At 26.6% G+C, this 22,089-nt stretch carries 23 protein-coding genes and 1 pseudogene; 20 read left to right on the forward strand and 4 right to left on the reverse strand.

The window, feature by feature from the left end; genetic code table 11:
• The 7 genes from R5Z65_RS06730 to R5Z65_RS06760 all read left to right on the forward strand — a co-directional run.
• Positions 1–361: hypothetical protein (locus R5Z65_RS06730; protein WP_317368037.1), on the forward strand; the 361-nt coding region annotated here is incomplete at its 5' end.
• A 26-nt stretch (positions 362–387) separates the two neighbouring features.
• Positions 388–1,050, forward strand: a complete 663-nt coding sequence (locus R5Z65_RS06735; RefSeq protein WP_317368039.1) for a LysM domain-containing protein — start codon at positions 388–390, stop codon at positions 1,048–1,050.
• A gap of 334 nt (positions 1,051–1,384) precedes the next feature.
• A complete protein-coding gene (locus tag R5Z65_RS06740; RefSeq protein ID WP_317368041.1) occupies positions 1,385–2,008 on the forward strand; it encodes a hypothetical protein in 624 nt (207 codons plus the stop codon).
• A gap of 8 nt (positions 2,009–2,016) precedes the next feature.
• Positions 2,017–2,289 carry a DUF2577 family protein gene (locus R5Z65_RS06745; RefSeq protein ID WP_317368043.1) on the forward strand — a complete coding sequence of 91 codons (273 nt, stop codon included), beginning with the start codon at positions 2,017–2,019 and terminating at the stop codon, positions 2,287–2,289.
• 15 nt (positions 2,290–2,304) lie between these two features.
• Complete coding sequence (locus R5Z65_RS06750) at positions 2,305–2,703, forward strand: DUF2634 domain-containing protein (protein WP_317368044.1); 399 nt, start codon at positions 2,305–2,307, stop codon at positions 2,701–2,703.
• A 2-nt stretch (positions 2,704–2,705) separates the two neighbouring features.
• Positions 2,706–3,800, forward strand: coding sequence for a baseplate J/gp47 family protein (locus R5Z65_RS06755; protein WP_317368045.1), 1,095 nt, complete (start codon positions 2,706–2,708; stop codon positions 3,798–3,800).
• Positions 3,790–4,335: a putative phage tail protein gene (locus R5Z65_RS06760; protein WP_317368046.1), complete on the forward strand. Its 546-nt coding sequence runs from the start codon at positions 3,790–3,792 to the stop codon at positions 4,333–4,335. The genes R5Z65_RS06755 and R5Z65_RS06760 overlap by 11 nt, the downstream gene beginning before the upstream one ends.
• 41 nt (positions 4,336–4,376) lie before the next feature.
• Here the strand turns inward: R5Z65_RS06760 and lysS are convergent.
• Positions 4,377–5,864 (reverse strand): annotated as a pseudogene (gene lysS / locus R5Z65_RS06765) (lysine--tRNA ligase); the annotation flags it as partial.
• 10 nt (positions 5,865–5,874) lie between these two features.
• A complete protein-coding gene (greA, locus tag R5Z65_RS06770) occupies positions 5,875–6,348 on the reverse strand; it encodes a transcription elongation factor GreA (RefSeq protein ID WP_317368050.1) in 474 nt (157 codons plus the stop codon).
• 251 nt (positions 6,349–6,599) lie between these two features.
• On the opposite strand from greA, the gene R5Z65_RS06775 reads away from it, so the two are divergent.
• The 6 genes from R5Z65_RS06775 (at position 6,600) to R5Z65_RS06800 (ending at position 14,032) form a co-directional block, all read left to right on the forward strand.
• Positions 6,600–6,950 carry a GntR family transcriptional regulator gene (locus tag R5Z65_RS06775; RefSeq protein WP_317368052.1) on the forward strand — a complete coding sequence of 117 codons (351 nt, stop codon included), beginning with the start codon at positions 6,600–6,602 and terminating at the stop codon, positions 6,948–6,950.
• Positions 6,951–6,963: 13 nt separating this feature from the next.
• Positions 6,964–7,863: an ABC transporter ATP-binding protein gene (locus tag R5Z65_RS06780; RefSeq protein ID WP_317368054.1), complete on the forward strand. Its 900-nt coding sequence runs from the start codon at positions 6,964–6,966 to the stop codon at positions 7,861–7,863.
• A complete protein-coding gene (locus tag R5Z65_RS06785) occupies positions 7,838–9,778 on the forward strand; it encodes a hypothetical protein (protein WP_317368055.1) in 1,941 nt (646 codons plus the stop codon). The genes R5Z65_RS06780 and R5Z65_RS06785 overlap by 26 nt, the downstream gene beginning before the upstream one ends.
• A gap of 176 nt (positions 9,779–9,954) precedes the next feature.
• Positions 9,955–10,389, forward strand: coding sequence for a MarR family transcriptional regulator (locus R5Z65_RS06790; RefSeq protein WP_317368056.1), 435 nt, complete (start codon positions 9,955–9,957; stop codon positions 10,387–10,389).
• Positions 10,390–10,416: 27 nt separating this feature from the next.
• Positions 10,417–12,150, forward strand: a complete 1,734-nt coding sequence (locus R5Z65_RS06795; RefSeq protein ID WP_317368057.1) for an ABC transporter ATP-binding protein — start codon at positions 10,417–10,419, stop codon at positions 12,148–12,150.
• Complete coding sequence (locus R5Z65_RS06800) at positions 12,143–14,032, forward strand: ABC transporter ATP-binding protein (RefSeq protein ID WP_317368058.1); 1,890 nt, start codon at positions 12,143–12,145, stop codon at positions 14,030–14,032. The genes R5Z65_RS06795 and R5Z65_RS06800 overlap by 8 nt, the downstream gene beginning before the upstream one ends.
• Before the next feature lie 59 nt (positions 14,033–14,091).
• On the opposite strand, the gene R5Z65_RS06805 is transcribed toward R5Z65_RS06800, so the two are convergent.
• Positions 14,092–15,042: a type I phosphomannose isomerase catalytic subunit gene (locus tag R5Z65_RS06805; protein WP_317368059.1), complete on the reverse strand. Its 951-nt coding sequence runs from the start codon at positions 15,040–15,042 to the stop codon at positions 14,092–14,094.
• 237 nt (positions 15,043–15,279) lie between these two features.
• Positions 15,280–16,077, reverse strand: a complete 798-nt coding sequence (locus R5Z65_RS06810) for a M23 family metallopeptidase (protein WP_317368060.1) — start codon at positions 16,075–16,077, stop codon at positions 15,280–15,282.
• Positions 16,078–16,222: 145 nt separating this feature from the next.
• Here R5Z65_RS06810 and remA point away from each other — a divergent pair, with 145 nt between their 5' ends.
• The 7 genes from remA to R5Z65_RS06845 all read left to right on the forward strand — a co-directional run bounded on the left by remA (position 16,223) and on the right by R5Z65_RS06845 (position 21,980).
• Positions 16,223–16,507 carry an extracellular matrix/biofilm regulator RemA gene (gene remA / locus R5Z65_RS06815; protein WP_317368062.1) on the forward strand — a complete coding sequence of 95 codons (285 nt, stop codon included), beginning with the start codon at positions 16,223–16,225 and terminating at the stop codon, positions 16,505–16,507.
• Positions 16,508–16,528: 21 nt separating this feature from the next.
• On the forward strand, positions 16,529–17,140 hold the full coding sequence (gene gmk, locus R5Z65_RS06820) for a guanylate kinase (protein WP_317368064.1): 612 nt from the start codon (positions 16,529–16,531) through the stop codon (positions 17,138–17,140).
• Position 17,141: 1 nt separating this feature from the next.
• Entirely contained in the window at positions 17,142–17,501 is a 360-nt protein-coding gene (rpoZ, locus tag R5Z65_RS06825; RefSeq protein WP_317368066.1) for a DNA-directed RNA polymerase subunit omega, read from the forward strand.
• A gap of 71 nt (positions 17,502–17,572) precedes the next feature.
• A complete protein-coding gene (priA, locus tag R5Z65_RS06830; protein WP_317368067.1) occupies positions 17,573–19,798 on the forward strand; it encodes a primosomal protein N' in 2,226 nt (741 codons plus the stop codon).
• Between the two features lie 12 nt (positions 19,799–19,810).
• On the forward strand, positions 19,811–20,266 hold the full coding sequence (gene def, locus R5Z65_RS06835) for a peptide deformylase (protein WP_317368068.1): 456 nt from the start codon (positions 19,811–19,813) through the stop codon (positions 20,264–20,266).
• A 12-nt stretch (positions 20,267–20,278) separates the two neighbouring features.
• Complete coding sequence (fmt, locus tag R5Z65_RS06840; RefSeq protein WP_317368070.1) at positions 20,279–21,205, forward strand: methionyl-tRNA formyltransferase; 927 nt, start codon at positions 20,279–20,281, stop codon at positions 21,203–21,205.
• A gap of 67 nt (positions 21,206–21,272) precedes the next feature.
• Positions 21,273–21,980, forward strand: coding sequence for a zinc metallopeptidase (locus R5Z65_RS06845; protein WP_317368071.1), 708 nt, complete (start codon positions 21,273–21,275; stop codon positions 21,978–21,980).
• The last annotated feature ends 109 nt before the right edge of the window (positions 21,981–22,089 follow it).

Here is a 22,089-nt window from a genome sequence, read left to right on the forward strand (position 1 = left end):
CAATAATAATGTTTTTGAAGGAAGTTATAATAGTAATTTTTATAATAGCTATAAACATATGTTTGAAAATAAAAAAGAATACTTAAATAATATAAAAACTTTGTACTATAAAAATTTAATTAATATTGGTAAATTTAAGAATAAATATATTAATACAAGCTATTTTAGAAAGTTATCTAAATATTTTGTAGAAAATAATAAAATATGTAGTACAAATACGGATATAAGAAAACAAAATTTATATAACAATACATACAAAACACAGATAGAAATTACTAAAAATTTAGATTATGATTTTATATTTGATAAAATAAAAGAAATGATTACTGACGAAATGATTTTTATGTGTGATATTAAATAGGAGGTGGATATATATATACTTATTTATTGAAATATGAGCACAAACAAGAAATATATCAATTACCTATACCACCTGAAAAAATGATAACAAAATCTTACAATACTAATAAAAAATATGAAACTATTGGTATGGGAGAAGTGAATATTATGAAAGGTATTGGGCTTAGAGAAATATTTATGACTATTATGTTGCCTAATGATTTGCTTTTGCCTTTTGTACAGCCTAGATATTCTCCAAACGTTATAATTGGTAAACCAATATTATATTTAGGGAAGTTTAGAGAGTTTAAGGCTAATAAAAAGCCACTACAACTTTTGATAACAAGAATTTTACCTAATGGAGAAGAAATATTTAAGGGGAATATAAATGTAACATTAGAGGAATATATAGTATATGAAAATGCTGGAGAAGAAGGAGATTTTTTAGTTGATTTAGTTTTTAGAGAATATGTGGAGATAAAAGAAGAAACATTAACATTGTCAGATAAAAATAATAATGTATACAACATTACTACTAATAGAACTTCTAAAGAACCTAATAAAAGCTATACTGTTAAATCTGGTGATACTTTATGGAAGATTGCTAAAAGGGAGCTTAATGATGAAACAAAATATAAACATATTATGCAATTAAACAATATAACAGACCCTAAAAAATTGAAGGTTGGAACTGTTTTAAAGCTATATTAAGGGAGGTATTTATATAAAAATAATTATATATTCTGAAGGTGGTATAGTTGACATAACTAATAGGATAATAGATAAAATAGCTATAAAAAGTAATTATAAATATCAGCCAACAAAATTACAATTAAGTATATTATTAGATAATAATATTAAGTTTTATGAAGGAGATAGCATATGCCTAAAAACTGATGAAAATAATATATTTTTAGGGTATATATTTACTAAAAAAATAATATGTAATGAAATAATTAGTATTACTGCATATGATTCTATAAGATATTTTATTACTAGAGATACCTATATATATAAAAATAAAACAGCTAGCCAAGTATTAAAAATGATTTGTGCCGATTTTGGAGTAGAAACAGGAAGTATAGAAGAAACAGGTTATATTATACCTTATAGAATAGAAGAAAATCAAACTATATTAGATATTATATATACTGCACTTGAACTAACAAAAAGTTTTAATAATAAAAAATATATTCTTTTTGATGATTTTGGTAAAATAACTTTGAAAAGCTATGAAAATATGAAATTACCTATTTTAATAGATTGTGATAAATACGCAATTGATTATTATTATACAACTTCAATTGATAAAAATGTTTATAATTCTGTAAAAGTTTCTGTTAAAAATAAAAAAACTAAAATAATATCTACCTATTTAGAAGAGGATATTAATAATAAAAATAAATGGGGAACTCTTAGAAAATTTGAACGATTACCTAATGATTTTAACAGTGTACAGGCTAAAAATTATGCCAAAAATATACTTAATGTACACAACAAAATAAATGAAAATATTGAAATTATATGTTTTGGTGATTATAGGATAAGAGCTGGTAGTTTGATAGATATAGTGGTTAATAAAAACCTAAGGAATATGATTGTTAAAGAGTGTATACATACTATAAAAAATAATGAGCATACAATGAAAATTGTTTTAGGTAATGTATAGGAGGAGATATGAATTTTTTAGACATAATAAAATCTAGTATTTTACATACTATAAATTCTATAAAATTTGTAGAAACTTACATAGGTGAGGTTATTGAAGAAGAAATATTAAAAATAAAATTAGATGAAAAAATATTTATTACGGAAGATGAAATAATAAGAACAAGTAATTTTGGTGGAGTTATAAAAAAGGGTACAAAATTATTTATTATTAGAGAGAGTGGTGGGCAAAGATTTTTTATAGTAGATACTATAACAGATAAAAAAATTGATGATAAATAGATTTAAGGAGGGGAAATGTTACCTAATAAAAATAATATTAATAATATTAGCATTATAACAATGCCTTCTAAAACATATAAAATAGATTTTGATAAAAATATAGCTAGAGGACTGTTTAATGAAATAAAATCTTTAACTCAAGCTATATATAAAATATTAATAACAAAAAGATATAAATATGAAATATATGACTGGAATTATGGTATAGAAATAGATGATTTAATAGGTATGCCTAAAGAGTATGTAAAAATAGAAATAGAAAGGCGTATAAAAGATGCTTTATCTATTGATGATAGAATACTAGATGTTTATGATTTTGAATTTTTTGATGTGTATAATGACAGATGCAGTTTATGTACTAATTTTATAGTAAAATCTATTTTTGGTGATTTTAATTTTAGTTTGGAGGTTTAATTATGTATGAGCAAATGACATTTAACAATATATTAAAAAGAGCTATGGAAAAAGTATCTAATGATTTTGACAAAAGGCAAGGCTCTATTATATATGATGCTTTAGCTCCTATATGTGCAGAGCTTGCACAAGCTTATATTGAACTGGATAGAGTTTTAAAAGAAGGATTTGCAGATACTGCTAGTAGACATTATCTTATAAAAAGAGCTATGGAAAGAGGACTTAAACCATTTCCTGCTACACATTCTGTTATTTTAGCAAATTTACAAGGAAATATAAATTTAAAAGGTGGAGAAAGATTTTCTACTGATGATGAAGTAAATTTTTATTACATAGGTGAAAAAGAAGAAGAATACTACAAACTAAAATGTGAACAAATAGGAAGTGAAGGTAACATATCTTATGGAGATTTATTACCTATAGATAATATACCAAATTTGAAAACGGCTAAAATACATAAAATACATATATCAGGTGTAGATGAAGAAGAAACAGAAACTTTTAGAAAAAGATATTTTGAAAGCTTTAGAAGTCAGGCTTTTGGTGGTAATAGAGCAGATTATATAGAAAAGGTTAGATTACTAAATGACGATGAAGATGTTGTAGCTAATGGAGGTATTGGAGGTATAAAAGTATATCGTGTACCTAATGGTGGTGGTACAGTTAAAGTAGTTATAACAAACAATAGCTATAATGAACCTACACAAGATTTATTAGATATAGTACAAGAAAAAATAGACCCGATACAATATACTGGTGAGGGTATGGGAATTGCTCCTATTGGACATTTTGTAACTATTGAACCTGTAAAGCCTATAACTATAAATATAGAAACAGAAATTGACTTAAAGCCCGGATACCAAATAGATGATATAAAAGGGTATATAGAGGAAAGTATAGAAAATTATATACAAGAACTTTGTAAAACTTGGGAAGAAAATAATAGTATAATTATTAGAATAAGCCATATAGAAAGTAATATATTAAATATTTTAGGTATTGAGGATATAAGAAACACTAAAATAAATGAAAATATGGAAAATTTTATATTAGATGAGTATTCTATACCTTTAAGAGGTGATATAAATGTTACTTAATTATTTACCATATTTTATGCAAAATATAGAAGAAATTAAAAAAATAATGTACATAAGTGAGCCAGAAATTGAAACTATAAATAAAAATATAGAAATACTATTAAATGATTTATTTGTTTTAGAATCTAGCCAAAATGCAGTAAATCACTATGAAAAAATGTTAGACATAGTACCTAAGCTTACTGATAGTATAGAAAAAAGAAAATATGATATATTAGCATTATATAATCAAACTTTGCCATTTACTTTAGAAAGTTTACAAGAAAAATTAAGTTCTATATGTGGTGAAGATGGTTATATTTTGGAAATGATATATGATAAATTTATTTTAAATGTAAAAATATCATTAAAAAATAAAGAGCTATTTACAACTGTTAATAATTTGTTAGAATTGATTGTACCTGTTAATTTAATAATAAATTCTACATTAGATTATAATGTTTGGGAAGATTTACATAAATATAAATGGGGACATATTAGTAAATATAAATGGGGGCATATTAAAGATAGTGAAGAAATAAAAAACAAGGTATGATTTTAATCATACCTTATTTTTTATTATTAATTATTTAATGGTTTCATTGTAGGGAATAAAAGTACATCTCTAATAGATGCAGAGTCTGTAATAAGCATAACCAGACGGTCTATACCTATACCTAAACCACCTGTTGGCGGCATACCATATTCCAGAGCTAATAAGAAGTCGTCATCTAGCATAGTTGCTTCGTCATTACCCTCTGAGCGAAGTTTTTCTTGTGCTTCAAATCTTTCTCTTTGGTCTATAGGGTCATTAAGCTCTGAATAAGCATTGGCAAACTCTCTACCTACAATAAATAATTCAAATCTTTCTGTATATTCTGGGTCTGATGGTTTTCTTTTTGAAAGAGGAGAAATATCTACTGGGTGGTCTGTTATAAATGTAGGTTGTATAAGATTATGCTCTACAAATTCATCAAAGAAAAGGCTTAATATATCACCTTTTTGATGATGATTTTCAAATTGGATATTATGTTTTTTAGCTATTTCTCTAGCTTCTTCTACACTATTTATTTCTTTAAAATCTACATTAGAATATTTTTTAACAGCATCTATCATAGATATTTTTTCAAAAGGTTTAGAAAGGTCTAAATCATTACCTTGATATTTTATATTTAAAGTTCCTAAAACATCTTTAGTAACTGTTTTTATTAAACCTTCTGTTAAATCCATCATATCATTATAGTCAGCGTATGCTTGGTAAAGTTCCATTAATGTAAATTCTGGGTTATGCTTAATGCTCATACCTTCATTTCTAAATACACGGCCTATTTCGTACACATTTTCAAATCCACCAACTATAAGGCGTTTTAAAGGAAGCTCTAATGCTATACGCATATATAAATCTAAATCCAATGTGTTGTGATGTGTAACAAAAGGTCTAGCGTGAGCACCACCATATATACTTTGTAAAATAGGTGTTTCTACTTCTAAGAAATTTTTATTATCTAAATAATTTCTAATGCTTTTTATAATTTGAGAACGTTTAAAGAATGAATCTTTAACTTCAGGATTGACAATTAAGTCAACATAACGTTGGCGATATCTAAGGTCTTGGTCTTTAAGCCCGTGAAACTTTTCTGGTAAAATTTGTAAACTTTTAGAAAGAAGAGTAACACTATGTGCTTTTATAGATATTTCTTCTTTTTGAGTTTTAAAAACTGTACCTTTTATTGATATTATATCACCTATATCAAATTTTTTAAATTCTACATAGTCTTCTTCGCCAATTTCATTTTTACTAACATAGCTTTGAATTCTACCATCTCTATCTTGTATATCACAAAAAGATGCTTTACCCATAACACGTTTGCTCATTATACGTCCTGCCACAGCCACATCTTTTTGGTCAAAATTTTCAAAATTATCTTTAATTTCTTTGCTATGATGAGTAACTTCTGCTTTTGTTACTTCAAATGGGTCTTTACCCTTTTCTTTAAGCTCATTTAGTTTGTTATGTCTTATTTGTAAAAGCTCGTTTAATTGTTGTGGATTTTCTGAAATTTGATTTTCATTTGTGTTTTCCATAAAGCTCCTCCTAGTTTATTTCTAATATTTTAAAATTGATAATCCCATCTGGTGTATCAACTTCAACTACATCTCCAACTTTATGTCCTATAATAGTAGAACCAATAGGAGATTCGTTTGAAATTTTACCATTAAATGGGTCTGCTTCTGCTGAACCTACAAGTGTATACTCTATTTCTTCTTCAAATTCTGAATCAAAAAGTTTTATTTTATTACCGATACTTACTGTGTCTGTAACATTACCAGAATCGATAACTTCGGCATTTCTTAACATATTTTCTATTGTTATTATTCTAGACTCTATTTCTGCTTGCTCTTCTTTAGCTGCATCATATTCTGCATTTTCAGAAAGGTCTCCTTGTCCTCTAGCTTCTTTAATTTTTGCAGCAACATCTTTTCTTCTAACAACCTTTAATTCTTGTAATTCTTGTTCTAAATTTTCAAGACCTTCGTGAGTTAAAATTATTTTTTTTCCTTCATTCATTTAACGACACTCCTTAATAAATTTATATAAATATATAATAAACCTAGTATATCCTTAAAATTATAAAACAACTAAAAAATATTGTCAAGAATTTTAAATATAATTTAATAAAATTTGTATGATTAAAGTATATGTATTAAACTTAAGAAAAATAAGATAATTTATTAATTTATGGTATTGACAAATTAATTAGTATTAATTATAATAAGTGTATGAACACAACTAATACACTTATAGAAGGGAGGTATAATATGTTTAATATAGATTTTAGAAATCCAAAACCTATATATGAACAATTAGTAAATAATATAGAAAAACTGGCTATAAAGGGTATATTAAAGCCAGACGAACAATTGCCAAGTGTTAGGCAATTAGCTATGGAGCTATCTATAAACCCTAATACTATACAGCGTTCTTATACTACATTAGAAAGCAAAGGAATAATATATTCTGTAAAAGGTAGAGGTAGCTTTATATCCCCTAATTGTAAAGATGCTATAAATGATAGGCTTGAGATTATAAAAAATGAAATAAAAGCACTTATATATGAGGCTAAAGATATAGGTGCAACAGATGATTTAATTTTAAGTTGGTTTAAGTGAGAGGAGAATTTATATGATACAAGCTTTAAATGTAACAAAGAAATTTGAAAATATGTTAGCCGTAGATAATGTTTCTGCAACTATAAAAAATGGAAATGTTTTTGGGCTTATAGGGACTAATGGTGCAGGTAAATCTACATTTTTAAGAATGATATCGGGAATATTAAAGCCAGATAGTGGGTCTATAAAAATAAATGATAAAGATGTTTTTGATAATCCTGAAGTAAAAAGTAAGTTTTTTTATATATCAGATGAGCAATTTTTCTTTAGTAACTCTACACCACAAGATATGAAAAACTATTATAAAACTATTTATAAAAATTTTGATGTAGATAGATATAAAAAGCTTATGGGTTCTTTTAATTTAGATGAAAAGAGAAAAATAAAAACATTTTCAAAAGGTATGAAAAAGCAAGTTTCTGTTATATGCGGCATATGTGCAAAAACAGATTATCTATTTTGTGACGAAACATTTGACGGGCTAGACCCTGTTGTTAGACAGGCTGTAAAAAGTCTTTTTGCACAGGATATAGAAGAAAGAAACCTTACACCTGTTATAGCATCTCACAATCTTAGAGAAATTGAGGATATATGTGATAATATAGGGCTTTTACATAGGGGAGGTATGTTATTATCAAAAGATTTAGATGAGCTAAAGCTAGACATACATAAAGTGCAAATAGTTTTTAAAGAAGGAATACCAAAAGATATATATAATAATTTAGACATAATGAAAACAGAGAGTAGGGGCTCTTTAAATGTTCTTACTATAAAAGGTAATATGGAGTATATAAATGGATATTTAGCTAGTTTAAACCCTATATTTTTTGAAATGTTACCATTATCATTAGAAGAAATATTTATAGCAGAAACGGAGGGAATAGGATATGACATCAAATCACTTATCATTTAAATTATTTAAAGAAGAATATAAAAAATATATATGGGCGTTAGCTTTAACTATTGTAGGATTTATATTTTCTAAAATAATTTTACCTTTATTAGATTATTCTAATTATTTAAGAGAGAAAAAATTAGGTACAGTAGAAGATTTGTTGTTACACAAACTTAAATCATTAAATACTTATTTGACAATAGACAATGAATTTAATAAAGTTATAGTAATAGGATTATCTGTTATTATGGGTACAGTAATATTTTCTTATTTACATAGCAAGAAAAAAGTAGATTTTTATCATTCTTTACCAATATTAAGAAGCAAGTTGTTTTTTCTAAAATATATTTTAGGTATATCTATTGTAGTGCCTGTAATAATAATATCACAGGTTATATTATATACTATATTTAAAGTGATTTTAGGTAGTGAGATAGTAGCGTTTAAGGAAGTTTTAGAAGCTATAATGGTTGACACAATAATTTTTATACTTCTATATTCTATCACAGTATTTGCAAATGTACTAGCTGGTAATACAATAATAGGTTTTATTTTATCAACTATTTTGATTAATCTTTTTAGTATTGTTAGTATTGTTATTATAACTTTATCAGGCATATTTTTTAGCCCAATAATAGAACTAAATAATACTAGTATGTATCAACTTATTTATAATCCTTTAATTTTTTATATTTCGTTAATGGACACAAACATATATTTAGAGGATAATAAAATAAGTATATTAATTGGATATGTTGTAGCAACTATAATAATTGGTATTGTAAGTTTAATATTATTTAAAGTTAGAAAAAGTGAAAAATCAGGTGAATGTATATCATTTAAATATGCTAAAACTATTTTTAAATATTTAGGTGTTTGTTCAGGTTCATTTTTAGTAGGTTTTATGTTTTGCACAATATCTTATAGTACATTTACTTTATATTTAGGTATTATCATAGGTTGTATTATATTACACTGCTTAGTAGAAATTATATACGAGTTTGATTTTAGAGCTATATTTAAAAATTGGTATAGTATAATTGGTTGTATTGCTATATGTATTGTAGTTACATCTATATATCAATTTGATATTTTTAAAAGGTTAGAATATGTTCCTAGTATAGAAAAAGTAGAAAATATAAGTATTGATTTTATGGGAAATTCAGAAGAAGCAAAAAATATAGATAACAAAGAAATTATACAATCATCAATACAAGTACATAAAAATTATGTAGAAACTGGAATAGATTTAAATAGATATGTAACTAATGGTGTTAAATTGACATATAAATTAAAAAATGGAAATATTTTATCAAGATTTATAGGCTTTGACTATGAAGATTTACAAGATGAAAATAGCTATTTACAAGAAATACTTAATAGTAAAGAATATATTGAACAAGCATATCCAGCCATTTATAGAACGGATATACATATAGATAAGATGTATCTAATAAATAACAAGGGTGATACAATTGATTTACGAAATGATAAAAAATTATTAGATAATATTAGAAAAGATATAGAAGAAAATGGAATTTATAGTCAAAATGAAGAAGCTTTATTTAAAGTATATTTTGGGATTTATAGAGCTTGGGAATATGATTTTAGATATGGAGAAAATGCAATTTATATAAATAGTAACTACAAAAATACATTAAAATATTTAGAATCTTTAAATATATATCCACAAGATATTAAATTGGAAGATGTTAAATACATAAATATTGAAGATATTAAAATAGAAGACAAAGAAGATATTAAAAATATTTTGGAAGAATATAAAGTAAGTCAGTTATTACAATTTAACCAATATAAAGACCCTACAGTTTATACAGTACTATATTTAGTTGACAAAGAAGATAGACGTATATCTATTACAGTTAGTGCAGAACTTTATAAAGGACTAGAACAAAAATATAAAATAGACTAAAAAATTTGTTTAGTTTAGATATAAATTTAAATTTAAAATACTAATTAAATTAAAGGTTAAAGAGATTTCTTTAGCCTTTTTTATATAATTAACATATGTGTTATTATTTTATATTGACAATATAATAAATATTAAATATAATGTTAGTACACTAACAAATAAGTGAGGATATTAAAATGTGTGAAGAAGAAAGTATTATTTTAAAAATAAGAAAGGTGTCTAATCTTCTTAAAAGATATGCGGAAGATATTATTAATAGGCATCATCAATATAATTTGACAAGTAGGCATATAGTTATTGCTAAATATTTACTTGAAAATCAGGACAAAGATATTTTTCAAAAAGATATAGAAGAAAAATTTTGTATAAGACGTTCTACAGTTACCTCTATATTAAATGTTATGGAAAAAAACGGCATTATAAAACGTGAACGTGTAGGGTGTGATGCAAGGCTTAAAAAGGTTGTATTAACAGAAAAATCTAAGGCTATCCATAACAATATTGTATCTGAGATAATTAAAATGGAACAAACGGTTTTAAAAGGTATAGATGATGAAGAACTTAAAAATTTTTATAAGGTATTGGAAAAAATAGAAAATAATATTAAGTAGTATTTTATTAAAATAAGGGGGTAATTTATGATTAAAACATTGTTAAAATCTGTTAGAGAATATAAAAAAGATTCCATATTAGCTCCATTGTTTATGATAGGTGAGGTTGCTATGGAAGTTTTAATACCTTTTTATATGGCAAAGCTTATAAACAATGGGATAGAAGCACAAAATATGGAATATATAGTAAAGATAGGAGTATTTCTTGCTATATTGTGTATTATATCTTTATCTTGTGGTGTGTTATCAGGTAAATATGCAGCATCGGCAGCATCTGGATTTTCTAAAAATTTAAGAAAAGATATGTACTACAATATACAAAAATTTTCATTTAACAATATAGATAAATTTTCTACATCTAGTATAATAACAAGGCTTACAACAGATGTAACTAATATACAAAATGCTTATCAAATGATTATAAGAGTTGCTGTAAGGAGTCCTGTTATGTTATTTTCTTCATTTTCTATGGCCTTTTATCTTAATCCAAAGTTATCTATTATATTTTTAGTAGCCATAATTATTCTTGGAATTAGCTTATATATTATAATAAAAAATGTTTATCCAATTTTTCAAAAAATATTTAAAGTATATGATAAATTAAATAGTGTTGTACAAGAAAACTTATATGGCATAAGGGTTGTAAAATCTTATGTTAGGGAAGATTTTGAAGAAAGTAAGTTTAAAGAGGTTGCAACAGATTTATTTGAAAAGTATGTAAAAACAGAAAAAATAGTTGCTTTTACAAATCCATTAATGAACTTAGTTATATATGGTGCGTTGATAGGCTTAGCTTGGTTTAGTGCAAAATATATAATACAAGGAGATATGCAAACAGGAGAATTAACAACACTTATTACTTATTCTACACAAATTTTAATTAGTTTAATGATGTTATCTATGATACTTGTTATGTTAGTTATGTCTAAAGCATCGGCAGAAAGAATAGTAGAAATATTAAAAGAAGAAACAGATATTAAAAATAATAATATGGCTAAAACAGAAGTAAAATCTGGAGATGTAAGCTTTAGAGATGTTAGCTTTAGCTATACTAATGATAAAAACAAATGTTGTCTTATAGATATTAATTTGGATATAAAAGAAGGAGAAACAGTTGGTATAATAGGTGCAACAGGTAGCTCAAAAAGTACATTAGTACAGCTTATACCTAGACTATATGATACATTAAGTGGGACTGTATATGTTGGTGGAGAAGATGTTAAAAATTACGACTTAGAAGCACTTAGAGAAAGTGTTGCTATGGTGTTGCAAAAAAATACACTCTTTTCTGGTACTATAAAAGAAAATTTACGTTGGGGTAATGAAAGTGCAACAGATGAAGAAATGGAAAGAGTATGCAAGCTTGCCTGTGCACACGATTTTATACAAGAATTTGAAAATAAATATGACACACATATAGAGCAAGGTGGTACTAATGTATCTGGTGGACAAAGACAGAGACTTTGTATTGCACGTGCATTACTTAAAAAGCCTAAAATACTAATTTTAGACGATTCTACAAGTGCCGTTGATACAAAAACAGACGCTTTAATAAGAGAAGCATTTAAAAATGAAATACCTAATACTACAAAAATAATTATTGCTCAAAGGGTATCCTCTATACAACACGCAGATAAAATTATAGTTATGGAAGAAGGTAAAATAGATGCAATAGGGACTCACCAACAATTGCTTAAAGATAACGAGATATATATGGACATTTATAGACTTCAACAGAAAGGAGGTAATGAAAATGCATAAAGGAAAAACTCCTATAAACGTAGATAGAAAATCTATTGATAAAAATACTATAAAAAGATTAATGTCTTATATGAAAGTATATAAACTAAAATTTAGTATAGTTATAATATGTATTATATTAACATCTATTGTTTCTGCTGCTAATGCTACGGCTATAAGGATATTAATAGATGATTATATTACACCTTTAATAGGTGTAGAAAATCCATCATATGTTGGTATAGTTAAAGTAATTAGCATACTTATAACCATATTTTTAATAGGGGTTATAGCTTCATTTATATACACTAGGATAATGGTTGATATATCCCAAAGTATACTTAATAAAATACGTAATGATATGTTTTCTCATATGCAAAAATTACCTATAAGATATTTTGATACAAATTCTCACGGAGATGTTATGAGCCATTATACAAATGATGTAGATTCTTTAAGGCAAGCCTTATCACAAAGTATACCACAGTTATTTTCTGCTATTATAACAGTTACTAGTGTTTTTGTAACTATGGTTTCCACAAGTTTATATTTAACATTGTTTGTAATTTTATTTTTATGTTTTCAGTTATATTGTGTTAAAGAGGTTGCTGGCAAAAGCTCAAAATATTTTAGAGCACAGCAAAAAGCTTTAGGTGAGCTTAATGGATATATAGAAGAAATGATAAATGGGCAAAAGGTTGTAAAGGTATTTTGTTATGAAGAAAAGGCTAAAGAAGAATTTGATAAGAAAAATAATAACCTTAGGGAAAATACTTATAAAGCTAATACTTTTGCAAATACAATAATGCCTATGACAAACAATTTAGGTATATTACAATATATATTACTTGCTATTATTGGTGGTGCTTTAGCTATAAATAATATTGGTGGAGTAACAATAGGAGCTATTATTGCATTTTTAATGCTTAGTAGAAGTTTTAATGCACCTATTGCACAAGTGTCCCAACAAATGAACTTTATAGTAATGAGTTTAGCAGGTGCTAAAAGGATATTTGAGCTTTTAGATGAAAAAATAGAAGAAGATACGGGATATGTAACATTAGTAAATGCTAAATATGAAAATGGTAACCTTGTTGAAGTTAAAGAAAGAACAGGTATTTGGGCGTGGAAGCACCCTCATAAAGACGGTAGCTTAACTTATACACAGCTTACAGGAGAAGTAGAATTTAATGATGTAGATTTTGGATATACAGAAGAAAAAATTGTACTTCATAATGTTACATTAGATGCAAAACAAGGACAAAAAATAGCATTTGTTGGAGCAACAGGTGCTGGTAAAACTACTATTACAAATCTTATAAATAGATTTTATGATATAGCAGATGGTAAAATTAGATATGATGGTATTAATATTAATAAAATTAAAAAGCCAGATTTAAGGCGTTCTTTAGGAGTTGTTTTACAAGATACAAATCTTTTTACGGGAACAGTTATAGAAAATATAAGATATGGTAACCTTAATGCTACCGATGAGGAATGTATAGAGGCTGCAAAAAAGGCAAATGCACATCATTTCATAGAGCTTTTAAAAGACGGGTACAACACAGTTATATCTGGTAGTGGAGAAGGTTTATCTCAAGGGCAAAAACAACTTTTATCTATTGCAAGAGCTATTGTTGCAGACCCTCCAGTTATGATACTAGATGAAGCTACATCTAGTATAGATACACATACAGAGGCAATAGTACAAAAAGGTATGGATATGCTTATGAATGGTAGGACAGTTTTTGTTATTGCTCATAGATTATCAACTATACAAAATTCAGATAAAATTATAGTTTTAGATAAAGGTAGAATAATAGAATCTGGCAATCATAATGAACTAATAGAGCAAAAAGGTAAATATTATCAGCTATATACTGGTGCAATAGAAATGGATTAATTTTAAAAATATAAAACTCCACCTACATAATATAGGTGGAGTTTTATATTTTAAGACAACTATAAAGTAGATAAAATAACTTTACATTTGCCAGTAATATTATATTCTCCATAACTAGCAGGTATAAAGATAGATTCTCCTTTTTTTACATCTAAAGTTTCTTTACCAGAAATGGTACAAGAACCATCTAAAATAGTAATACAGTTAAATGTAGTGTTGTCACAGTTTAAAGTAGCATTAGTTTCTATATTTAATAAATCTACATTAAAATATTCACAGCTAGATAAATTACCTTTTTCGTATCCATCAAATTTATTTAATGTATATTCTTTTTTAGCATTTTTAGCAGCCTCTAGTTTAGTAACGTCAAGAGCTTTATCTATATGCAGTTCTCTAGTTTTACCATCAGCACCAACACGTCCAAAATCGTATATTCTATAAGTAACATTTGAGCGTTGTTGTATTTCTGCAATAACAATTCCTTTTCCTATAGCGTGCATTGTACCTGGAGTTATAAAGAAAACATCTCCTGCTTTTACATCTACCTCATTAACTAGCTCTTCTAAGCTATTGTTTTCTATAGCTTGCTTAAACTGTTCTTTAGTTATATCTTCTTTAAATCCATATATTAATTTAGCATTAGGCTCGGCATCTATAATATACCACATTTCTGTCTTTCCAAAGTCATTTTCATTTTTTAATGCGTATTCATTATCTGGGTGTACTTGTATAGATAATGCGTCTTTAGCATCTATAAATTTAATTAAAATAGGTATATCTTTATCTAAAGAGCATTTACTACCTAAAACTTCTTTACCATATTTTTCTACATAAGAAAGTAAAGTTTCACCTTTATAACTACCACTATCTATAATAGTAAGACCATCTTTATGAGTAGAAAGTTCCCAGCTTTCTGCTACTTTATCTAAAGAGCATTCTTTACCATATACAGTTCTTAGCTTAGTTCCTCCCCAAAGATAATCTTTAAAACTTGGTTGTAATTTAAACATTTGTAATCACCTCTATAATTATTTTACATATTTATTATAAATTAATTAAAATAAAGTGTAAATAGATAGTTTTAAAAATTATGTTTATACTATAATATAAAAAGTTTTAGTATGTTAAAATAAATAAATAAGTAAAAAAGCCCTTAAGGGCTTTAAAACAATGTATCTATAAATTTTTTATTTACAATTAAGTTAATCTTATATTTTATAATAAAATATAAAAATTTTGTTATATAGTTATTCGTTTTGTTGAGTTAAAACTTCTGTTGGGTCTTTTGGCGTATCATCTTTTAATACTTTAAAGTCTAAATGAGAGCCAAGAGCAACTCCATATTTTGAAGGGTTAGAAACCTTGCCAATAATCTGACCTTCATCTACAATATCACCTACAGAAACAGATACGTTTTCTTCTAGTTGGCTGTATGTAGATACCCAGCCGTTACCGTGATTAATAGAAACTGTTTGTCCTAGCTCGTCATCTACAAAAATATTTTCCACAATACCTTCTGCAGTAGCCTTAACATCTGTACCAACAGGAGCAGCTATACATATAGAATCACTTACTTTATATTGGTCTAGTGTTTTATCATATACAGATGTTGTCATATCAAATTTTGATACTATGTTTCCAAAAACAGGCCAAGACATTTCTTGCTCATCATCAAATAGGCTAAAAACTTTATCATCTTGTTTTGCCGAAGTACTATTATTAGTTGCTTTTGTTGTAGATTCTGTTGCAGGTTCTGTTGAAGTTTCTTCTTTTTTAGTGGTAGTTTCATTTAAGCTTTGTTTATTTTCATTTTGTTTTATAGATGTAGAACTTTCTGTTAATGTTTCTGTTTCTTTATAGCTTTTAACATCGCTTTTATTAACTGGTTCTAAATAAGGTTCTTCTTCTGATTTTGCTAATTGTTTGTTTTCATTAGTAAAATTATTATAAGAAAAGTAAATACTTGCTACAATGGCAATAGCTATAAAAGAGCATAATGCAATAGAAAATCCATTCTTTTTAAAAAAATTATTACTGTTATTCATTAATAACACCTCCAATGTTATTATTAACTTAGTTGTAAATATTATTCAAATTTAAAAAATTTTTTTGATAAAAATAAAAAAACACTTTAAATAATTTTATTTTTTTAGTATAATATATAAAAATAACTATTAATGGAGGATTGCTATGTCTGGTATAAAGCTTATAAATATAGGATATGGAAATGTTGTATTAGCTAATAGAATTATATCTATAGTAAGTCCAGAATCAGCCCCTATAAAAAGAATTATACAAGAAGCAAGAGATATAGGTAAGCTTATCGATGCTACATATGGTAGAAGAACAAGAGCTGTAATTATAACAGACAGCGACTATATAATATTATCTTCTATACAGCCAGAAACTATGGCTAATAGGATTGTTGCTAAAGAAAATACCGACTCTTATCAAGATAAATTTGATATGGAATAAAAACTTAAAGGAGAGTAAATAATGAATAACAAGGGATTGTTGGTTATAATATCTGGTCCTTCTGGTGCTGGCAAAGGTACTGTTGTGTCTGAGCTTATAAAAAACAAATCATATGCCTTATCTACATCTATTACTACTAGGCAAGCTAGAGAAGGTGAGATAGATGGTATACATTATTTTTTTAGAGGTACAGAAGAATTTAAAAAAATGGTAGAAAAAAATGAACTTTTAGAATATGCAGAATTTTGTGGAAACTACTACGGAACACCTATGTTTTATGTAGAAGAACAACTACAACAAGGTAAAAATGTTATATTAGAGATAGAGGTTCAAGGGGCTTTGCAAGTTAAAGAAAGATATAAAGAGGCTATACTTATATTTTTAACACCACCTAATATATCTGAGCTTAGGAGTAGATTAGAAAACAGAGCTACAGAAACTTTAGAAAAAATTAATATGCGTATGAAAAGAGCTAGAGAAGAGATAAAACTTATTGATAAATACGACTATATTGTTATTAATAAGATTGTAGAAGAAGCTGTTGATAGTATTAATAAGATTGTAGAAAGTGAAAAGATGTCTGCCCAAAGACATATAGATTTAATAAATACATTTTTAGAAGGAGTGGAATAATATGTTAAAGCCATCTTATGCAGAATTAATGGACGTATTAAACAAAAATAGTGATGAGAGTAATGAAATAACTAGTAGATATACAATAGTTATTGCAGCAGCTAAAAGAGCTAGACAAATTATAGAAGGTGATGAGCCTATGGTTACAAACAAACCAGGAAAGCCTGTTTCTACAGCTGTTGATGAAATATTAAATGATAAGATTAAAGTTGTTCCAGAAGGCGAAGGAACTGTTTTATGTTTTGAAAAAGATAATATACAGCCTAAAAAAGATGACAAAGATGATATAGACCTTAATGACATAGAAATTAATGATATGGACCTTAATGATATAGAGGTAGAAAAAGAAGATGAGGAATAGATAATATTAAAAAGTCTTTGGTTACAAAGACTTTTTAATATATTAATTATATAGTAGTAAGGTGAAAACTTATGAAATATGCAGAAGTGATAATTGATATAGCAAACAAAAATGTTGATAGGATATTTCATTATGCTATACCGGAAAATATTAAAGAAAAAATTTGTGTAGGTATGAGAGTTTTTGTGCCTTTTGGTAAAGGAAATCGTATAAGGGAAGGGTATGTTATAGGATTTACAGATAAAACTGATATAGAAGAAAAATATATAAAAAATATATATACACTTCCAGATGAATATATAGTATTTTCTAATAATATGATAGAACTTGCAAAATTTATGGCAGATAAGTATTATTGTAGTTTATCTGAATGTTTACAATGTATTATGCCTAAAATAATAAAAGATAAAACTAATAAATACGCTAATATAAACTATGATTTACATAATATTAATGAAATAATAGATAAAATTTTAAAAAAGAATAATTCCCAAGGTAAAGTTTTAAGTATATTATTAAAAAATGATAATATTAGCATTTATGAAATAAAATCTATTTTAGGCATAAGTTTAAGCCCAATACAAACTTTAGAAAAAAATGGTATTATAAAAATTACAACAAAGCAAATAAAAAGAGATGCTGTAAGTATATCAGATTATGATAAAACATATCATTTAAAGTTAAATGATGAGCAAAGCAATGCTTTAAATTTTATAAAACAAAAAATATGTACAAAAACAAATAAACCTATACTTTTACACGGTGTTACAGGTAGTGGAAAAACAGAAGTTTATTTACAGGTAATAGATGAAGTTTTAAAAATTGGAAAGCAGGCTATAGTGCTTGTGCCAGAAATATCTTTAACACCTCAAACAGTAGAAAGATTTATAGGAAGATTTGGAAATAAGGTTAGTGTTACCCATTCTAAATTAAGTGACGGAGAAAGATTTGACCAGTGGAAAAAAGCTAAAGATAATGAAATATCTATTATGGTAGGTGCTAGGTCTGCTATATTTACTCCATTTGAAAATTTAGGTGTAATAATAATTGATGAAGAGCACGAATCTACTTATAAGTCAGAAAGCACACCTAAATATGATATAAAAGAGATAGCAGAACAAATATGTAATTTAACAGGTGCAACATTAGTGCTTGGTAGTGCAACCCCTAGCATAAATACATACTATAAAACTCAAAATGGAGAGTACGACCTTGTTTATATAAATAATAGAATAAATAATAGTATGCCACAGGTGAATGTTATAGATATGCGAAAAGAGCTAGAAAAAGGCAATATGTCTATATTTAGTAAGGCTCTTTTTGATGCAATAAAAGAAAACCTTGACAATAATATGCAAACTATATTATTTTTAAATAGGCGAGGACATTCTACTTTTGTATCTTGTAGAAAATGTGGATATGTTATGGAATGTAAAAACTGTAATGTAAGCTATACATACCATCTTAAAGAGAAAAAACTTATATGCCATTATTGTAATAGTGTAGAAAATATACCTAATATTTGTCCTAGCTGTAATTCTAAATATATAAGATATTTTGGGACTGGAACACAAAAAATAGAAGAGCAAATTAATAAGTATTTTAAAAATGCTAGAGTAATGAGAATGGATATGGACACTACCTCTAAAAAAAATAGCCATCAAAATATTTTAGAAGATTTTAAAAACCATAAAGCAGATATATTAATAGGTACTCAAATGATAGCAAAAGGATTAGACTTTCCTAAAGTATCTTTAGTAGGTGTTATAGCATCAGATATTACCTTAAACACAGGAGATTATAAAAGTGCTGAAAACACATTTCAACTTTTAACACAGGTTTCAGGTAGGGCAGGTAGAGCAGAAGATAAAGGTAGAGTTTTTATACAAACATATAATCCAGACCATTATAGCATACAATTTGCAAAAAACAATGATTATAAAGGATTTTATGAAAAGGAAATATTGGAAAGAAAAATAATGTTTTATCCACCATTTTCAAATATATTTTTTATAATGATATGTGGAGAAGATGAAAATTCTGTAATAAATGCTATAAATTTTCTACATAAGGTAATGATATATTACAACCAAAAAACTAATTTTTATATATCAGATGTAGCTAAAGCATATATTTATAAATTGAACAAACATTATAGATATAAAATATTAATAAAAGCAGAAGAAGAAACAAGGCTAAAAAATTTTGTTTTATATTGTGTAAATATTTTAAAAAACAAAATAGATGTTAGTAGCCTAAATATAATATTAAATTTAAATCCAAATTATATACAATAAAGGAGAGTAAAAATGGCACTTAGAAAAATAAGACTATCAACAGATGATATACTTAGGAAAAAGTCAAAAGAAGTAGTAGAAATTAATGATAAAATATTAGAACTTTTAGATGATATGGCAGATACTATGTATAATGCTAATGGAGTAGGATTAGCTGCTCCACAGATAGGTGTTCTTAGGCGTGTTATTGTTATTGATATTGGAGAAGGCCTTATTGAGCTTATAAACCCAGTTATTATAGAAACAGATGGAGAGCAGTTTGGAGAAGAAGGTTGTCTTAGTGTTCCTGGTAAATTGGGAGATGTTAGAAGACCTAACTATTGTAAGGTAGAGGCGTTAAATAGAGATGGAGAAAAAATAGTAGTAGAAGGTGAAGGGCTTATGGCTAGAGCTTTATGCCACGAAATAGACCATCTTGAAGGAATACTTTATATAGATAAGGTAGAAGGTATAATAGAAGATATATAAGGAGTGATTTTTTTGAATATAGTTTTTATGGGCACACCAGATTTTGCTGTTGAAAGCTTAAAAAAGCTTATAGAAAACCATAATGTTATTGCTGTAATATCTCAACCAGATAAACCAAAAGGTAGAGGGAAAAAACTTTTTAATACACCAGTAAAACAGTTTGCAATTGATAATGGGATAGAAAAAATTTATCAACCAGAAAAAGCAAGAGATGAAAGTTTTGTTAAGGAGCTTAAAAGTTTAAATGCAGATTTATTTGTAGTAGTAGCTTATGGGCAAATATTATCAGAAGAAGTATTAAATATACCTAAATATGGTTGTATTAATGTTCACGGTTCTTTACTTCCTAAATATAGAGGTGCTGCTCCTATACAATGGGCTATAATAAATGGAGAAGAAAAAACAGGTGTAACTATTCAGTATATGGAAAAAGGTGTAGATACTGGAGATATGATATTAAAAGAAGAAATAGTTATAGAAAAAACAGAAACATATAAAACTCTTTATGACAAAATGAGCGTAGTTGGGGCAGAAGCTCTTATAAAAGCAATATATCTAATAGAAACAGGAAATGCTAAGCCAGAAAAACAAGACCACGATGAAGCTACTTTTGCTCCTATGATAAATAAAGAAATGGGACATATAGACTGGAATAATAATTCTAAAGATATAATAAATTTAATAAGAGGTATAAACCCTATGCCTATGGCTTATACTGTATATAAAGATGAAGTTTTTAAAATAAGTGAAGCTGAAGAAGTTACAGGATATAGTGGAAATATTGGAGAAATAGTAGATGTACAGAAAGATGGATTTATAGTAAAAACTAAAGACTCTGCTGTAATTATAAAAGAAATGCAGGCTAAAGGTGGAAAAAGAATGAAATCTTCTGATTATTTAAGAGGACATTCTATTGAAAAACAAGTAATATTGTGTTAAAATATTCTTCAATCAAATTTATAAATTATAATAAATTTGATATAATTTTAAAAGGTTGGTGTTTATTATGTATTTACCTGGTATATTTTTTGACCCTACTATGCTTATAATAATACCTGGTATTATAATTGCTAGTATAGCACAGATGAAGATAAATATGGCGTATGAAACATATTCTCGTGTAGCTAATAGCAAAGGACTAGTGGGTGCAGAGGTTGCTAAAGACCTTCTAAGAATTGCTGGTATTTCTGATGTTTCTGTAGAAATGGTAAGAGGAAGATTAAGCGACCATTATGACCCATCTAAAAAGGTTGTAAGGTTATCACAAAGTGTTTATTGTGGAAATAGTGTTGCATCTTTAAGCGTTGCAGCACACGAAGTAGGTCACGCTATACAACATCATTATGGATATATCCCATTAACTATTAGAAGTAGTATAGCACCTGTTGTAAATTTTAGCTCTAAGGCATCTTGGATATTAATAACAATAGGGTTAATATTTGGATTTATGAGTAATAGCCTTATTTTATTACAAATAGGAATAGTTTTATTTACAGTAGTAGTTATTTTCCAATTAATAACTTTGCCAGTAGAGTTTAATGCTTCTAAAAGGGCTTTAGAAATGCTAGAAGAATATTCTTTTTTACAAAAAAATGAAATAAATGGTTCTAAAAAAGTTTTGGGGGCAGCAGCATTGACATATGTTGCAGCAGCATTGACTGGTATATTACAGTTAATAAGGTTGTTAGTTATATTTAATAATAGAGATGATTAAATTATACATTGTTTTTAATAATAAAAAAGAGATATGTTAAACATATCTCTTTTTTATTTATATCAAATAAGATATGACTTATATATATAAAGTAAAAATTATATAAATT

This window comes from uncultured Tyzzerella sp. (assembly GCF_963558545.1).
Lineage (GTDB): Bacteria > Bacillota > Clostridia > Lachnospirales > CAG-274 > Tyzzerella.

Bases quoted from the DNA above. Each gene is read 5' to 3' on its own strand.
- R5Z65_RS06845 (WP_317368071.1), top strand. From the start codon at position 21,273: ATGTATTTACCTGGTATATTTTTTGACCCTACTATGCTTATAATAATA.
- R5Z65_RS06795 (WP_317368057.1), top strand. From the start codon at position 10,417: ATGATTAAAACATTGTTAAAATCTGTTAGAGAATATAAAAAAGATTCC.
- gmk (WP_317368064.1), top strand. From the start codon at position 16,529: ATGAATAACAAGGGATTGTTGGTTATAATATCTGGTCCTTCTGGTGCT.
- R5Z65_RS06780 (WP_317368054.1), top strand. From the start codon at position 6,964: ATGATACAAGCTTTAAATGTAACAAAGAAATTTGAAAATATGTTAGCC.
- R5Z65_RS06755 (WP_317368045.1), top strand. From the start codon at position 2,706: ATGTATGAGCAAATGACATTTAACAATATATTAAAAAGAGCTATGGAA.
- R5Z65_RS06745 (WP_317368043.1), top strand. From the start codon at position 2,017: ATGAATTTTTTAGACATAATAAAATCTAGTATTTTACATACTATAAAT.
- R5Z65_RS06740 (WP_317368041.1), top strand. From the start codon at position 1,385: ATGATTTGTGCCGATTTTGGAGTAGAAACAGGAAGTATAGAAGAAACA.
- R5Z65_RS06785 (WP_317368055.1), top strand. From the start codon at position 7,838: ATGACATCAAATCACTTATCATTTAAATTATTTAAAGAAGAATATAAA.
- rpoZ (WP_317368066.1), top strand. From the start codon at position 17,142: ATGTTAAAGCCATCTTATGCAGAATTAATGGACGTATTAAACAAAAAT.
- R5Z65_RS06800 (WP_317368058.1), top strand. From the start codon at position 12,143: ATGCATAAAGGAAAAACTCCTATAAACGTAGATAGAAAATCTATTGAT.
- R5Z65_RS06810 (WP_317368060.1), bottom strand. From the start codon at position 16,077: ATGAATAACAGTAATAATTTTTTTAAAAAGAATGGATTTTCTATTGCA.
- R5Z65_RS06760 (WP_317368046.1), top strand. From the start codon at position 3,790: ATGTTACTTAATTATTTACCATATTTTATGCAAAATATAGAAGAAATT.
- R5Z65_RS06775 (WP_317368052.1), top strand. From the start codon at position 6,600: ATGTTTAATATAGATTTTAGAAATCCAAAACCTATATATGAACAATTA.
- priA (WP_317368067.1), top strand. From the start codon at position 17,573: ATGAAATATGCAGAAGTGATAATTGATATAGCAAACAAAAATGTTGAT.
- R5Z65_RS06805 (WP_317368059.1), bottom strand. From the start codon at position 15,042: ATGTTTAAATTACAACCAAGTTTTAAAGATTATCTTTGGGGAGGAACT.
- greA (WP_317368050.1), bottom strand. From the start codon at position 6,348: ATGAATGAAGGAAAAAAAATAATTTTAACTCACGAAGGTCTTGAAAAT.
- R5Z65_RS06790 (WP_317368056.1), top strand. From the start codon at position 9,955: ATGTGTGAAGAAGAAAGTATTATTTTAAAAATAAGAAAGGTGTCTAAT.
- remA (WP_317368062.1), top strand. From the start codon at position 16,223: ATGTCTGGTATAAAGCTTATAAATATAGGATATGGAAATGTTGTATTA.
- def (WP_317368068.1), top strand. From the start codon at position 19,811: ATGGCACTTAGAAAAATAAGACTATCAACAGATGATATACTTAGGAAA.
- R5Z65_RS06750 (WP_317368044.1), top strand. From the start codon at position 2,305: ATGTTACCTAATAAAAATAATATTAATAATATTAGCATTATAACAATG.